General features: G+C 65.8%; 15 protein-coding genes, 1 tRNA gene and 1 pseudogene. 3 read left to right on the top strand and 14 right to left on the bottom strand.

The genetic code is table 11. The features are described 5' to 3' along the window. Positions 1-2: 2 nt before the first annotated feature. Together AC1DXU_RS00630 and AC1DXU_RS00625 are read right to left on the bottom strand one after the other, a co-directional pair. Positions 3-710 (bottom strand): ABC transporter ATP-binding protein, encoded by a 708-nt coding sequence (locus AC1DXU_RS00630; RefSeq protein ID WP_477363025.1) that lies wholly within the window; start codon positions 708-710, stop codon positions 3-5. A 4-nt stretch (positions 711-714) separates the two neighbouring features. Next, the gene (locus tag AC1DXU_RS00625; protein WP_477363022.1) at positions 715-2007 is read right to left on the bottom strand and encodes an efflux RND transporter periplasmic adaptor subunit; all 1293 of its coding nucleotides are present in this window, start codon (positions 2005-2007) and stop codon (positions 715-717) included. Between the two features lie 101 nt (positions 2008-2108). On the opposite strand from AC1DXU_RS00625, the gene AC1DXU_RS00620 reads away from it, so the two are divergent. Together AC1DXU_RS00620 and AC1DXU_RS00615 are read left to right on the top strand one after the other, a co-directional pair. After that, the gene (locus tag AC1DXU_RS00620) at positions 2109-3017 is read left to right on the top strand and encodes a PhzF family phenazine biosynthesis protein (RefSeq protein WP_477363019.1); all 909 of its coding nucleotides are present in this window, start codon (positions 2109-2111) and stop codon (positions 3015-3017) included. A gap of 106 nt (positions 3018-3123) precedes the next feature. After that, positions 3124-3199 (top strand) — tRNA-Lys (locus AC1DXU_RS00615). 123 nt (positions 3200-3322) lie between these two features. Here the strand turns inward: AC1DXU_RS00615 and AC1DXU_RS00610 are convergent. The 9 genes and pseudogenes from AC1DXU_RS00610 to cbiE form a co-directional block, all read right to left on the bottom strand. Beyond that, a pseudogene (locus AC1DXU_RS00610) lies at positions 3323-3548 on the bottom strand (nicotinate-nucleotide--dimethylbenzimidazole phosphoribosyltransferase); the annotation flags it as partial. An 81-nt stretch (positions 3549-3629) separates the two neighbouring features. Further along, positions 3630-4331, bottom strand: a complete 702-nt coding sequence (locus tag AC1DXU_RS00605; protein WP_477363016.1) for a hypothetical protein — start codon at positions 4329-4331, stop codon at positions 3630-3632. A gap of 212 nt (positions 4332-4543) precedes the next feature. After that, positions 4544-5554, bottom strand: coding sequence for a nicotinate-nucleotide--dimethylbenzimidazole phosphoribosyltransferase (cobT, locus tag AC1DXU_RS00600; RefSeq protein WP_477363014.1), 1011 nt, complete (start codon positions 5552-5554; stop codon positions 4544-4546). A 24-nt stretch (positions 5555-5578) separates the two neighbouring features. Further along, positions 5579-6355: an adenosylcobinamide-GDP ribazoletransferase gene (gene cobS, locus AC1DXU_RS00595; protein WP_477363011.1), complete on the bottom strand. Its 777-nt coding sequence runs from the start codon at positions 6353-6355 to the stop codon at positions 5579-5581. After that, positions 6352-7665, bottom strand: a complete 1314-nt coding sequence (locus AC1DXU_RS00590; protein WP_477363008.1) for a cobyrinate a,c-diamide synthase — start codon at positions 7663-7665, stop codon at positions 6352-6354. The genes cobS and AC1DXU_RS00590 overlap by 4 nt, the downstream gene beginning before the upstream one ends. Beyond that, complete coding sequence (cobA, locus tag AC1DXU_RS00585; RefSeq protein ID WP_477363005.1) at positions 7662-8480, bottom strand: uroporphyrinogen-III C-methyltransferase; 819 nt, start codon at positions 8478-8480, stop codon at positions 7662-7664. Before cobA ends, AC1DXU_RS00590 begins: the two co-directional genes overlap by 4 nt. After that, positions 8477-9241, bottom strand: coding sequence for a precorrin-4 C(11)-methyltransferase (gene cobM, locus AC1DXU_RS00580; protein ID WP_477363002.1), 765 nt, complete (start codon positions 9239-9241; stop codon positions 8477-8479). Before cobM ends, cobA begins: the two co-directional genes overlap by 4 nt. Continuing rightward, entirely contained in the window at positions 9238-9624 is a 387-nt protein-coding gene (locus AC1DXU_RS00575) for a cobalamin biosynthesis protein (protein WP_477362999.1), read from the bottom strand. The genes cobM and AC1DXU_RS00575 overlap by 4 nt, the downstream gene beginning before the upstream one ends. Beyond that, positions 9621-10850 (bottom strand): precorrin-6y C5,15-methyltransferase (decarboxylating) subunit CbiE, encoded by a 1230-nt coding sequence (gene cbiE / locus AC1DXU_RS00570; RefSeq protein WP_477362996.1) that lies wholly within the window; start codon positions 10848-10850, stop codon positions 9621-9623. Before cbiE ends, AC1DXU_RS00575 begins: the two co-directional genes overlap by 4 nt. Position 10851: 1 nt before the next feature. On the opposite strand from cbiE, the gene AC1DXU_RS00565 reads away from it, so the two are divergent. After that, positions 10852-11619, top strand: a complete 768-nt coding sequence (locus AC1DXU_RS00565; protein ID WP_477362993.1) for a cobalt-precorrin-6A reductase — start codon at positions 10852-10854, stop codon at positions 11617-11619. Here AC1DXU_RS00565 and AC1DXU_RS00560 read toward each other — a convergent pair. The 3 genes from AC1DXU_RS00560 to AC1DXU_RS00550 are packed head-to-tail and all read right to left on the bottom strand — an operon-like array spanning position 11583 to position 13731. Beyond that, entirely contained in the window at positions 11583-12347 is a 765-nt protein-coding gene (locus AC1DXU_RS00560; RefSeq protein WP_477362990.1) for a precorrin-3B C(17)-methyltransferase, read from the bottom strand. The two genes, AC1DXU_RS00565 and AC1DXU_RS00560, sit on opposite strands and share 37 nt — an antisense overlap. Continuing rightward, complete coding sequence (locus AC1DXU_RS00555) at positions 12344-13102, bottom strand: precorrin-2 C(20)-methyltransferase (RefSeq protein WP_477362987.1); 759 nt, start codon at positions 13100-13102, stop codon at positions 12344-12346. The genes AC1DXU_RS00560 and AC1DXU_RS00555 overlap by 4 nt, the downstream gene beginning before the upstream one ends. After that, a complete protein-coding gene (locus AC1DXU_RS00550; protein WP_477362984.1) occupies positions 13099-13731 on the bottom strand; it encodes a precorrin-8X methylmutase in 633 nt (210 codons plus the stop codon). The genes AC1DXU_RS00555 and AC1DXU_RS00550 overlap by 4 nt, the downstream gene beginning before the upstream one ends.

Below are 13731 nucleotides of genomic sequence, written 5' to 3'. Positions count from 1 at the left end.
GGTTACGCCACCTCAAATTTCATCGTGTCAGAGGCGACATGGCCGTCGAGGAAGCGGATCGTGCGCTCGGCATAGCCGGCGACATCGGCCTCGTGCGTGACCATGGCGATGGTCAGTCCAAGCTCGGTGTTGAGCCGCGTCAACAGCTCCATGATCTCATGCGTGCGGGCGGTGTCGAGATTGCCGGTCGGCTCGTCGGCGACGAGCAGCGTCGGCCTTGTGACGATGGCGCGCGCGATCGCCACGCGCTGCTGCTGGCCGCCGGAGAGTTCCGCCGGCGTATGGTGCTCGCGGCCGACGAGCCCGACCTGCGCCAGCGCCTGCATGGCGAGATCGCGGCGCTCACGGCTGGCGACGCCGCGATAGATCAGCGGCAGCTCGACATTTTCCGCCGCCGTGGTGCGCGGCAAGAGATTGTAGCCCTGGAAGACGAAGCCGACATAGAGATTGCGCAGTGAAGCACGGCGGTTGCGGTCGAGCCGGCCGGCGTCGACGCCCATGAAGGCGTAGGTGCCAGCGGTCGGCGTGTCGAGGCAGCCGATGATGTTCATCGCCGTCGACTTGCCGGACCCGGACGGACCCATGATAGCGACGAACTCACCGCGGCGGATGGCGAGGTCGACGCCGGCCAGCGCATGGACCCTGGCCTCGCCCTGGCCATAGGTCTTCCAGACCTTGTCGAAGCTGATGAGGGTCGCGCCGGCCGCCACGGCCTTAGCTCCGCTGCTGCGATGCGGTGATGACCAGTGCGCCTTCGCCAAGGCCTGACGTGATCTCGGTCAGTTCGCCGTCGGTGGAACCGATCTTGACGTTGACCGGTCGCGGCCGGCCGTTCTCCAACACATAGAGCGTGCGCGAGCCGTCGGTGGGCGGTGTCGGCTGCTGGCGCTGGCGATTGCCGCCCGGCCGGCCCATGCGGCCGGTGAACAGGTCGCTCAGGCTCCATGTGCGGGCGGCTTGTTGCGCCGGGCGATAGCGGAAGGCGGTGGACGGCACGGTAAGCACGCCCTTGGCCTGCCTGGTGACGACCGAGACAGTGGCGGTCATGCCGGGCCGCAACAAAAGCTCGTTGTTGTCGACCTCGAGCCGCGCATTGTAGGTGACGACGCCGTCGGTGGTGACCGACGCAAAGGAAATGTCGCGGATCTCGGCGTCGAACGGCCGGTCGGGGAAAGCATCGACGGTGAAGCGGGCATGCTGGCCGGTCTTGACCGCGCCAATGTCGGCCTCGTCGACCGCCGCCACCAGTTCCATGTTCCGGAGATCGGCGGCGATGATGAACAGCACCGGCGCCTGCAGCGAGGAGGCGACGGTCTGGCCGGGGTCGACCGAACGCGTCAGCACGATGCCATCGATCGGGGCATAGATGGTGCTGTTGGCGAGGTCCGTCTGCTGTGATTTCAGATCCGCATTGGCGATGGCGAGATTGGCCTCTGCGCTATCGAGCGCCGCCTTGGAGCGGTCGCGCGTCGCGGTTGCGGCTTCGAGCGACTGGTCGGTCGCCATGCCGCGCCTGGTCAGCTCGGCCGCGCGCACCAGCGCCTTTTCGTTTTCGGTAAGCGTGACCGTCGCGTCCTCGACATTGGCGGCCGCCGCCTTGGCGGAGGCCTGCGCCCGTTCGATCTGCACCTCCAGCTTGGTGGTGTCGAGCGCGGCCAGCACATCGCCCTTCTTGACCTGCTGGTTCTCGTTGACCGAGACCGAACGGACGACGCCTGAGAGTTGGCTGGAAATGTCGACCTGGGTGAGGGGCTGCAGCGTGCCGGTCGCCGACACCGCGACGGTGAGATCGGCGACAGCGGTCGGCACCGTGGTATAGTCGATCTTGGCGGGAGACCCCGCATACCACTGGTATCCGGCGAGGCTTGCGGCGATGACGATCAGCGCCAGCAGGCCATAGAGCCAGCCACGGCGACGTGTCTTGCGCCGCCCTGTGTGATCAAGGCCGAGCGCCGTCTCGATGGCGGAATCCGATTCCGTCTTTGGCAGATTGACAATCTGGTCCACGCCGGACCCCTATAATGCGCGATGTCCCTATCAGTGCACAGATCAGGCTTACTGGTTCGAATATCAAATTAAATTTCGCCCATGTTGGGATTGAGGCAAGAATGAAAACCCGGAACTACTTGCTCTACGACGTGTTTACGACCGATCGGCTGGCCGGCAATCCGCTGGCCGTCGTGCTGGATAGCAAGGGGCTGGATACCGCCGCCATGCAGGCCATCGCGCGCGAGTTCAACCTGTCCGAATCGGTCTTCGTGCTGCCGCCGGACAATCCCAAGCACCGAAACCGCATCCGCATTTTCACGCCCGACTACGAGATGCCGTTTGCCGGCCATCCGACCGTGGGTTCGGCGATCGCGCTCGCCGAGCTGGCAGGCGAGGGCGGCGCCGGCATCTTTGTGCTGGAAGAGAATATCGGCCCGGTGCGCTGCGCCGTCAGCAAGCACGATGGCGCCACCTTTGCCGAATTCGACCTGGCCAAACTGCCGGAGCCGCTGGAATTGTCCGCCGATCCGGTGGCGATTGGCGCAGCCCTTGGCCTGGCGCCGCATGAGATCGGCTTCGAGAATCACCGGGTGTCGTTCTGGTCGGCCGGCGTGCCCTATGTGACCATCCCCGTCGCCAATCTGGAAGCGGCGGCGCGGATCAAGCTGGACAACCAGGCGTGGTCGGAACTGGCGCCGCGCAAGAGCGAATGGGCGTTCGCCAGCCCGTATGTCTATTGCCGCGAGACGGTGAACCACGAAAGCGCCTTCCATGTCCGCATGATCGTGCCGGGCACGCCTTCCTATGAAGACCCGGCGACCGGCTCGGCGGCAGCCGCCTTCGCCGGCGCCATCATGCATTTCGACGCCCCGACGGACGGCATTTCGCAGCTGTGGATCGAGCAGGGCCTGGAGATGGGCCGTCCCTCGCGCATCCGCCTCGAACTGACCGTACAAGGCGGAAAACTGGCCTCGGCCCGCATCGGCGGCCACGCCATCAAGGTGGCGGAAGGCAAGCTCTTCGTCTGACCATCTGCGGCACTTCAGCGATTTGTCGGGAAATGATTCCGGCAGGGCTGGACATGACCGGTATCGGCGGCTATATGCCCGCCAACACCGGTTTTGCCGGTCGAGTGGGTGCGTAGCTCAGTTGGTAGAGCAGCTGACTCTTAATCAGCGGGTCCACAGTTCAATCCTGTGCGCACCCACCAAAAATCTCCTGGATTTGGTGGAAAGACCTTAGGAAAACGGCGACATGAGCCGGTTTTGACTTTGTCGAGACCGTGTATCGCCGAGGTGCCGCATCCTGATGCGACACCTCAAGGCTTGTCCGATTACTTCTCCGAAACACCAGCCTCGGCAAAACTCGCCATGCGGGCGTGACATTCCAGCGCCGAACGAACGATGTTGACGGCGAGGCAGGCGCCGGAGCCTTCGCCGAGCCGCATGCCGAGATCGAGCAGCGGCGGCAGGTCGAGCGCTTCGAGCAGGCGGCGATGACCTGATTCTGCCGTGGGCGGCGAGCGCGTGGACGAGGCCGGTTGGGTGCAGCTTTGCCAAGGATAGCGGCCAAAGCCGACCCCTACAGCGCTACAACCATGCGCATCGCCCCAAGTGGGTGGGCGGCGCGCTGAGTACGCGCTAAGAGGTCGCCGCCACCCTATAGGTTTCGAGGGCGTCAGCGCGCAACAGTTCTTGGCAAATGGAAAGCAACATGTACTCCAAGTTAGGACGACGGTATGCCGGATCCAATTCCGCAATATGGTCAAGAATTGCTACTGCGTCGGGACTGCGCTTAACGTACTGGTCGCCTTGAGCATGCACGTAGCCGACGCGATACGCGGCATATTGTATTATGTCGAATCGGTTGATCGTTTTGCCGCCATGGCAGGCGACTGGACTTGAGAAATAGTCCTTGAAAGTACGGTCTCGCTCGACAAAAGGGTCCACACCGCCAATGTCGGTACCGCGGGATGTTATAGACCAAGTCTGTGCCACTGAAGGCATCTCAACAGTTCGACCGTCGTCGGTGGTTCCAACGGCAATCGATTGCACCATCCCGGCTATTCCGGCTCCCCCATACGTAGGAAGTTCCTCGCCACCAAATAGCAAAGCTGTCACGTCGGCAGGAAGAGGGTCCCACTCGAGAGCGTAAGCCGTGATCATCGGCTCCCCGCTGAGACCAACATACTGCCAGAACTTGCCAAAGTTCTGGTATATGTCGCGAAGCCAAACCGTTGCAGCCTTCAGCTGCGAGGCTGAGACTCCAACTGGAACCAGTTCCTTCAGATCTGAAATCCGGTCTGCCAAATTTCGAGCATACCGTGCGTTCTCTGTGACCATATGACCATCCCGCGCGTTGACATTGGGGTACTCGGTCAACGGCATCGGTGTATGGGGCAATTGGTGCAATGACAACTGCCAGTCGCTCTACAGCATAGGAATAATATCCTAGTCCTGTATTGATCTCCATGCGAGAGGATCAATGTCTCTCATATAGGTCAAGATGACGTTACTTCTTTGGTTCAACAAAGCAAAAGTGTTTAGGGGTTCTTCTACTTCTCCGAAACACCAGCCTCGGCAAAGCTCGCCATACGGGCGTGGCATTCCAGCGCCGAGCGAACGATGTTGACGGCGAGGCAGGCGCCGGAGCCTTCGCCGAGCCGCATGCCGAGATCGAGCAGGGGCGGCAGGCTGAGCGCTTCGAGCAGGCGGCGATGACCTGATTCTGCCGAGACATGGGCGGCGATCGTGTGGGCGAGGCCGGTCGGATGCAGCCTTGCCAGCGGTGCGGCGGCTGCGGTGCAGACGAAGCCGTCGAGCAGCACCGGCACGCCGAGACGGCGCGCGGCCAGCGTGGCGCCGAAGATGGCGGCGAGCTCACGGCCGCCGAGCGCTGCGGCGATGCCGAGCGGATCGGCCAGCGCCTCGGCGTGGCGCTTGAGGCCGGCCTCGATGGCCGTGACCTTGCGCTTGAGGCCGGCGTCGTCAACGCCGGTGCCGCGTCCGGTCCATTTTTCCGCGCCGCCGCCGAACAGCGCGGCTGAGATGGCTGCGGCCGGCGTGGTGTTGCCGATGCCCATCTCGCCGAAGCAGACCAGGTCGATATCCTTCGTCACCGCGTCATAGCCGGCCGAGACGGCGGCGAGGAACGCCTTGTCGTCCATCGCGGGCGCCTGCGTGAAGTCGCCTGTGGGATGGTCGAGATCGAGCGGGATAACGTCGAGTTCGGCGCCGGCGATGCGGGCGAGCTGGTTGATGGCGGCGCCGCCGCCGGCGAAATTGGCCACCATCTGCACGGTGACCTCAGACGGGAAGGCCGATACGCCTTGCGCCGTAACGCCGTGATTGCCGGCGAAGACGAAAACTTTGACGCGGTCGAGCTTGGGCATGTCGCGGCCCTGCCAGCGGGCCAGCCAGGCGGCGATGGCCTCCAGCCGGCCGAGGCTGCCTTGTGGCTTGGTCAGCGTGTCCTGGCGGCGGGCGACGGCATTGGCGGCAGTGTCGCTGCCGGAGGGCAGGTCAAGGCAAGCGGCGCGCAGGTCTTCGATTGATTTGAAGGGCATGGGGGCAAAGTCTCCGAAAGAGAGTCAGGATAGGGAAACGGAAGCGACGAGCAGGATTGCGATCTCGGCCAGCTGCTGCAGCGCGCCGACCGTATCGCCGGTCTGGCCGTCGATCTGGTTGAGGCAGAGCGCGCGGAAGGCGAAAAACAACAGGCCGAGCAGGATCAGCGCGAAAACCGCACCGCCGAGCCCGAGCAGGAGGAGTGGTATCGCGCCGAGCACGGCGCCGACTATGGCGGTTTCCCGCGAGACCGTGCCGGCGCCGGCGGAGAGGCCATCGGACCGTGCGGGGTGAAGCAGGTGCATGAAGGCGCCGAGCAGGCCGCGCGAGGCCGCGTGTGCGGCCAGGAGCGCGAACAGGGCCTGGTTGGGATCGGCGAATTGCGAAAGCGCGCTCCAGCGGATCAGCAGCGACAGGCCAAGCGCCGACGCGCCATAGGCGCCGATGCGGCTGTCATGCATGATCTCCAGTTTGCGGCCGCGTGACTTGCCACCGCCAAAGCCATCGGCGACATCGGAAAGCCCGTCCTCGTGCAGGCAGCCGGTGGTGAGCAAGGTTGCGGCCAGAGCAAGTGCCGCCGCCGGTCCCATGGCGAGGCCAAACCTTTCCGCCGTGGCGTAGACGACCGCGCCGATCAGGCCGACGACGAGCCCGGTGATCGGTGCGGCCCAGATCGCGGCGGCAAGGCTGCGGCCGCGAAAATCGAAGACGGGCAGCGGCAGCCTAGTGAAGAAGGCCAGGCAAAGTGCGACGTCGTCAACGACCTGCCGCGGCGAAAGGTTCATGTTCGGGAGCTTCATTCGCCCCTCGCAATGGCATGGAAGAACGTGCCGCTGACATGGCCGCGCCGATAACCGGAGGCGCCGAGCGGATTGCCTTGGCCGTCGGCGAGGTCGGCCAGCGGCTCGTCATTGCCGGTCGCAATCATTTGCGCATAGTGGAATTCATGGCCGCGGATCAGCGCGCCTCGTGATCCGAGCGGGCAGTCGGCGCGCAGCCGCGCTTCGCGGTAGCCGAGGTTCATCTTGCGCTTGGCAAAGCTGGTGGAATGGCCGAGCAGGCCGAGCATTTTGTGCGTCTCGGCAGCCGCGTCTTCCAGTGCTTCGCCCAGCACCATGAAGCCGCCGCACTCGCCATGCACCTGGTTCGTCGCGGCAAAGCTTGCCATGCCGGAGCGGAAATTTGCAGCAGCAGCGAGCTTGCCGGCGTGAAGCTCGGGATAGCCGCCGGGCAGCCAGCAGACATCGCAGCTGTCATCGGGTGCTTCGTTGGCGAGCGGCGAGAAGGGCACGATCTCAGCACCAGCTTGGCGCCAATGCGCGGCGACATGCGGATAGAGGAAGGTGAAGGCGGCGTCTTCTGCCAGAGCGATGCGCTGGCCGGGCGGTGGCAGCGCGTCGCCGAAACTGCCTGACGCCGGCGTAAAGGGCGCTGCCAGCGCCATGATGGCGTCGAGGTCGAGCGAGCGCTCGACCATGTCGGCCAGACGGTCGAGATGCGCCATTAGGTTGTCGTACTCGCCAGCCTGGACGAGGCCGAGATGGCGCTCCGGCAGGTTCAGCGAGGGATCGCGCAGGATGGCGCCGACAACCGGCAGGCCGAGCGCCTCGATGGCCTCGCTGCACAGTTTGCGATGGCGTTCGCTGCCGAGGCGGTTGAGCACGACACCGGCCATGCGCACATCCGGATCGTACGTGGCAAAACCCTTGGCGACGGCCGCCGCCGTGGTCGATTGTCCAGAGACATCGAGCACCAGCAGCACCGGCAGGCCATAGAGGCGCGCGAGGTCGGCGGCCGAGCCGGTGCGGCCCGGAGCGGCGGGAATGCCGTCAAACAGGCCCATGGCGCTTTCGAGGAAGACGAAGTCGGCATCCTCGGTGGCGTTGCCGGCCAGCGCGTTGAGCAGTGCCGGCGACATCGCCCAGCTGTCGAGGTTGACGCCGGACAGGCCGGTGGCGGCGGTGTGGAAACCGGGATCGATGTAGTCGGGTCCGGACTTGGCGCCGCGCACCTTCAGGCCGCGCCGGGCGAGCGCCCGCAGAATGCCGATGGTGACGCTGGTCTTGCCCGAGCCGGAGCGCGGCGCGCCGATGATGATGGCGCGGGTCATTGGTTGCCCGCCAGTGCCGCGCGCATGGCGACGATGCCGCCGACGACGATCAGCGCCGGCGAGGCCAGCCCGGCTGCCGCGGCTTGCTCGGCGATGGTGGCGAGCGTGGCGACGACGATGCGTTCCTGCGGTGTCGTTGCGGCGACGATCACGGCTGCCGGCGTCGACGGCGCCAGCCCGCCCTCGAGCAGGGAGGCTGCGATAACAGGCAGATTGGCCATGCCCATGTAGATGACGATCGGTTGGCCGGTGCGCGCGATTGCCCCCCAGTCGAGGTCGTCATCGGTGCCGGCGGCGTGGCCGGTCGCCAGGATCACCGCCTTGTTGATGCCGCGCATGGTGGCCGGAATGCCGGTCGCGGCCAGCGCGCTGAGCCCCGAGGTGAGACCGGGCAGGACGCGGAACGGGATTCCTTCACGCGCCAGCGCCAAAGCTTCTTCGCCGCCCCTGCCGAAAATATAGGGATCGCCGCCCTTCAGCCTGACGACGCGGCGGCCCTCACGCGCCAGCCGGACCAGCAAAGCGGTGATGTCGTCCTGCTTCATCGACGGTTTTCCGCCGCGCTTGCCGGCATAGAACAGTTCTGCCCCTTCGGCGACGGCGACAATATCGGGCGAAACCAGCGCGTCGTAGACGAGGGCGTCGCACTGCCCGAGCGCGGCCAGCACTTCCAGCGTCAGGCAACCGGGATCGCCGGGGCCGGCGCCGGCCAGCCAGACATGGCCCGGCTCAAGCTGGCGCGGCTTGAAGTTCAGCCGGGCCAGCGCCTGCTCGACCGTGCCGTTCCCACTTTTGTTTTTGGCGCTGCCGCTCACAATCCGTCCCGTCCGCGAAAACGCCGCTGGTAGTGGGCGTCGTACAATGAGCTCTCGCCAAAGCCTTCCACCGCCAGCGAACGGCCGACGAAGATGATCGCCGTGCGCTCCATCGGGTCGGCGGCGAGCAGCGCTTCTATGGTCGCCAGCGTGCCGGTCAGCACGCGCTCGTCCGGCCAGGAGGCGCGGAAGACCACCGCCACCGGGCAATCGGCGCCATAGAGAGGCGTCAGCTCGGTGACGACGCGGTCGATGGCATGAATGGCCAGGTGAATGGCGAGCGTCGCGCCGGTGCGGCCAAAACCGGCAAGCGTTTCACCGGGCGGCATTTTTGAGGCGCGGCCGGAGATGCGGGTCAGCACCAGGCTTTGAGCGACTTCGGGAATGGTCAGTTCGCGACGCAGCGCTGCGGCGGCAGCAGCGAAGGACGGTACGCCCGGCGTCAGCGTGTAGGGGATGCCGTGCTTTTCCAGCCGGCGGATCTGCTCGGCAACGGCGCTCCACACCGAGAGGTCGCCGGAATGCAGGCGGGCGACATCCTGGCCGGCTTCGTGGGCCGCAACATATTCGGCCTCGATCTCGTCGAGCGACATCGGTGCGGTGTCGATCAGCTTTGTGCCGGGTGCGCAGTGCTGTAGCAATTCGGGCGCGACGATCGAGCCGGCATGGAGGCAGACCGGGCAGCTTGCGAGCAGCCTCGCGCCACGCAAGGTTATGAGGTCCGCAGCGCCAGGGCCGGCGCCGATGAAATGGACGGTCATGGCGCATCTCCACTGATGGCGATGGCACAGGTGACCGCGCCAAGCACGGTGCGCGGCCCGAGCAATCTTGCACCGGCGCCGGCGACGGCAAGGGCCGAGGCTTCGGAAACCGATGGCGTTCCGGCGAGACGCTGCGATAGGTCGGAACGGCTGAGTGCGCCCGATAAGGCCACCTTGAGCGCCTCGTCTTCGACAACGATAACCGGAAGGTCGAGCTCGCGGCCTGCGGCAAAGATTGCGTCTTCGTCGCGCTTGAGAGGGGCGGTGGCCAGCGCCGAAAGCGCCGTCATTGCCAGCCCATGCACTTCGAGCGCGGTCTCGATCGCCGCAAGCACTTCACCTGCGCTGACGCCCTTCCGGCTGCCGATGCCCGCGACCATCATGGCTTCACCCAGCTCCACTGGGTGACCGGCATCGCCGGCCGCCAGGCCTGCATCGAGCCGACCGGTGTCACGCGTGACAACGCGATGCGGGTGAGATCGCCGCCGAGCGACGCATGGCGGGCAAGCAGCAAGGTTTCCATCTCCAGCGTCACCGCATTGGCGACGAGGCGGCCGCCGGCGCGCAGCGCCTTGATGGCGGCGTTCAGCACGCCTGAATCACTGCCGCCGCCACCGATGAAGATCGCGTCGGGCGTTGCCAACCCGGCCAGAGCCTTCGGGGCGCTGCCTTCCACCACGACAAGGCCGGGAACGCCGCATGTGGCGGCATTGCGGCCAATACGGGCGGCGCGGGTCGGGTCGGCCTCGATGGCGATCGCGCGCATCGAGGGATGAGCCAGCATCCATTCGATGCCGATCGAGCCGGAGCCGGCGCCGATGTCCCACAGCAACTCGCCGCGCCGGGGGGCCAGCGCCGACAGCGTGATGGCGCGCACTTCGCGCTTTGTGATCTGGCCGTCATGCTCGAACAGATGATCGGCAAGGCCCGATGTCAGCGGCAGGATGCGGGCTTGCGGACTTGATTCAATTTCGATGGCCAGCACGTTGAGTGGATTGATGTTTGTGAGGTCGAAGGCATCGGCGCGGCTCGAACGCAGCTTCTCATTTGGGCCGCCCAAAGCTTCCAGAACCGTCAGCTGCGAGGCGCCGAAGTCGAGTTCGGCCAGCAGGCGGGCGATCGCCGCCGGCGCTTCGGCGTCCGAGGTCAGGGCCAGAATGTGGGCGCAGGGCTGCAGCAGCGGCCGGATCAGGTCGAGCGGGCGGCCGTGCAGCGAGATAATCTCGATGTCCTGCAGCGCCCAGCCGAGGCGGGATGCGGCCAGCGAAATGGCCGATGGCGCGGGAATGACGTGCATATCCTCCACCGCGACCTTGCGGGCGAGGGTGACGCCGACACCGTGGAAGAACGGATCGCCGGAGGCGAGCACGCAGACCTTTTTGCCCGCAAGCGCCAGCACGTCCCGCATTTCGGCATCGAAGGGGGTTGGCCAAGGCCGCGCCTCGCCTTTGGCGAACGATGCGACCAAAGCGAGGTGGCGCTTGCCGCCGAAGATCACTTCAGCGTCGGCAATGCGCCGCTTGGCCTCGTCACCGAGACCCGCTAAACCGTCCTCGCCGATGCCGACGACAGTGAGCCAGGCGGGGCGCGAATGACCTTCAGCAGGCATGATGACCCACCGCATTCTGATCCTTGGCGGAACCACCGAAGCCCGGCAACTGGCGGCAAAACTGGCTGCGCGCGATGATCTGTCGATCACGCTGTCGCTGGCCGGCCGCACCGAAAATCCTGTCGCGCAGAACGTGCCGACAAGGACCGGTGGCTTTGGCGGTGCCGGCGGGCTGGCGGCTTACCTCAACGACATGCGCATCGATCTGCTGATCGACGCCACGCATCCCTATGCGACGCAGATCTCCGCCAATGCCGCGGAAGCGGCGCGCCAGACGGGCATGCCGATCGTTGCGCTCAGACGACCTGGCTGGGAGCAGGTGGAAGCTGACCGCTGGATCTCGGTCGACAGCTTCTTCGGCGCGGCCAAGATACTCGGGATTGTGCCGCTTCGCGTCTTCCTTTCGCTCGGCCGGCAAGAGGTCGCGGCCTTCGAGGCGGCACCGCAGCATCATTACTTGATCCGCAGCGTTGATCCGGTCGAGCCGAAGCTGGTGGTGCCCGACGCGACCTATCTGCTGGCGCGCGGGCCGTTTCGCGAGGCCGATGAACGCGCGCTGCTCGAAAGCCACCGCATCGATGTCGTCGTGTCCAAGAACAGCGGCGGCGCGGCGACCTACGGCAAGATCGCCGCGGCACGGGCGCTGGGCATAGACGTGGTGATGGTCCGCCGACCGGCCTTGCCGGACGTTCCCTCCGCCGAATCCGTCGAAGCGCTCGCCGCGATGGTCGATCATTTTCTTGCGCCCGTTGCCGAACGCGGCGTGTAGACCAGCGACGGCCTGTCGCCGCGCTTGATGATCCTGGTTTCCGGCGAGCCGATGATGATGCAGGTCGCCATGTCGGCCTTTTCAGCCTCGACATCGGCCAGCAGATAGACCTCGATACGCTCATCCGGGCGCCCGGCGGCCCGGCCGAAAATCACCGGCGTTGTGCCCGGCAGGATCGCGGTGAGGCATTCGAAGGCGCGGCCAAGCTGCCAGGGGCGCGCCTTGCTGATCGGGTTGTAGAGCGCGATGACGAAGCCGGCGCCCGCCGCCGCCAGCAGGCGCAGTTCGATCAGCTCCCAGGGCTTCAGATTGTCGGACAGCGAGATGGCGCAAAAATCATGGCCAAGCGGCGCGCCGATGCGAGCGGCGACGGCGAGCATCGCGGTAATGCCGGGCACGACGGCGACATCGACGGCGCGCCATTCGACAGGACCAGCCTCGATCGCCTCGCAGACGGCGGCGGCCATGGCGAAGACGCCGGGGTCGCCGCCGGAGACGACGGCGACGTCGTGGCCTTGCGCAGCTTTTGTCAGCGCGTCCTTCGACCGTGCAAGCTCCTCGCGATTGTCGGAGGCGACGCGGGTCTGGTCAGGACGCAATTCCAGCCGGTCAAGATAGGGTTTGTAGCCGTAGAAGAACTTTGCCTCAGCCACGGCGCGGCTGGCTTCCGGCGTGACCTGGTCGGCATTGCCGGGTCCCAGACCTATCACGGTGACGCGGCCGCTCATGCTTCGCCCCCCGATACCGGCGGACGGCCGGACCAGCCAGCCACCAGCACGATGGCGAAATAGGGCGCCTTGTCGTCCGGCTTGTCGGCAAGCCGCATCGAGACGCTGCCCGGCATGGTGCCGCGCTCGACATAGACCGCGCGCGTCAGCTTGCCGGTCGCCTGTAGTGTCCGCCTGATCTTAGGCAGGTTGCGACCGACCTTCATGATGACGGCGGCGTCGGTATCGGCTAGGCGGCGGGTCAGTTCGAATTCGCTCATCGTGCCCGGCAGCACGGTCAGCACGTCATCGCCCTGGACGATCGGCAGGCCGGTCGCCGACCAGCAGCCGGACATGGCGGTGACGCCGGGAATGACTTCCGTGGGGAAACGATGCGCCAGGCGCACATGCAAATGCATGTACGAGCCGTAGAACAGCGGATCGCCTTCCGACAGAACCGCGACCATCCGGCCGGCATCGAGGTGCTCGGCGACCCTCTCGGCGGACTCTTCGTAGAAGGCCGTGATCTGCGAGCGGTAGTCGTCGTGATCCTTGTCGATTTCGGTGGTCACGGGATAGAGCAGCGGCAGTTCGGTCATGCCCGGCCGGAACTGCGCTTCAACGATGGCGCGCGCATTGCTGTTGTTGCCACGCTTGGCGAAATACGCCACGACATCCGCTTCGGCCAAGGCCCGCGCGGCCTTCAGCGTCAGCAGTTCGGGGTCGCCGGGACCGGTGCCGACGCCAACCAGACGGCCTTTTGCAATCGCGTTCACAGGCCCGGCCTCGCCAATGCGTTGAGCGCGGCGGCGGTCATGGCGCTGCCACCCAGCCTGCCGCGCACGACGGCATAGGGCACGCCATAGGAGTTTTCGGCCAGCGCATCCTTCGATTCAGCGGCACCGACGAAACCGACCGGCATGCCGATGATGGCCGCCGGTTTGGGGCCGCCATCGCGCAGTTTTTCCAGGAGATAGAAGAGCGCTGTCGGCGCGTTGCCGATGGCGACGACCGAACCGGCCATGCGCTCACCCCAGAGGTCGATGGCGGCGGCCGAGCGGGTGTTGCCGATTTTCGCGGCGATGTCGTGCGTGCGCGGGTCGCGCAGCGTGCAGATCACCTCGTTGCCGGCCGGCAGCCGGGCGCGGGTGACACCATGCGAGACCATCTCGGCGTCACAGAAGATCGGTGCACCATTACCCAACGCAGTGCGCGCGGCGGCGACGAAGTCGCTGGAGAAAGCGAAGTGCCGCGCGGCTTCGACCTGGCCGCAGGCATGGATCATGCGAATGGCGACATCAGCCTCTGAGTCGGAGAAGCGCGACAGGTCGGCCTCGGCACGGATGATGGCGAAGGAGCGCTCGTAGATCGCGTTGCCGTCATGGATGTAGTCGTAGGCGGCCAT

The organism is Mesorhizobium sp. P3_A10, from assembly GCF_056403175.1.
The sequence above is the reverse complement of the archived record's forward strand: the minus strand, read 5'-3'. Positions and strand labels throughout refer to the sequence as shown.

Coding starts and splice junctions, on each gene's coding strand:
- AC1DXU_RS00620 (WP_477363019.1), top strand. CDS start 2,109: ATGAAAACCCGGAACTACTTGCTCTACGACGTGTTTACGACCGATCGG.
- AC1DXU_RS00605 (WP_477363016.1), bottom strand. CDS start 4,331: ATGGTCACAGAGAACGCACGGTATGCTCGAAATTTGGCAGACCGGATT.
- cobT (WP_477363014.1), bottom strand. CDS start 5,554: ATGCCCTTCAAATCAATCGAAGACCTGCGCGCCGCTTGCCTTGACCTG.
- cobS (WP_477363011.1), bottom strand. CDS start 6,355: ATGAAGCTCCCGAACATGAACCTTTCGCCGCGGCAGGTCGTTGACGAC.
- AC1DXU_RS00590 (WP_477363008.1), bottom strand. CDS start 7,665: ATGACCCGCGCCATCATCATCGGCGCGCCGCGCTCCGGCTCGGGCAAG.
- cobM (WP_477363002.1), bottom strand. CDS start 9,241: ATGACCGTCCATTTCATCGGCGCCGGCCCTGGCGCTGCGGACCTCATA.
- AC1DXU_RS00575 (WP_477362999.1), bottom strand. CDS start 9,624: ATGATGGTCGCGGGCATCGGCAGCCGGAAGGGCGTCAGCGCAGGTGAA.
- cbiE (WP_477362996.1), bottom strand. CDS start 10,850: ATGCCTGCTGAAGGTCATTCGCGCCCCGCCTGGCTCACTGTCGTCGGC.
- AC1DXU_RS00565 (WP_477362993.1), top strand. CDS start 10,852: ATGACCCACCGCATTCTGATCCTTGGCGGAACCACCGAAGCCCGGCAA.
- AC1DXU_RS00560 (WP_477362990.1), bottom strand. CDS start 12,347: ATGAGCGGCCGCGTCACCGTGATAGGTCTGGGACCCGGCAATGCCGAC.
- AC1DXU_RS00550 (WP_477362984.1), bottom strand. CDS start 13,731: ATGGCCGCCTACGACTACATCCATGACGGCAACGCGATCTACGAGCGC.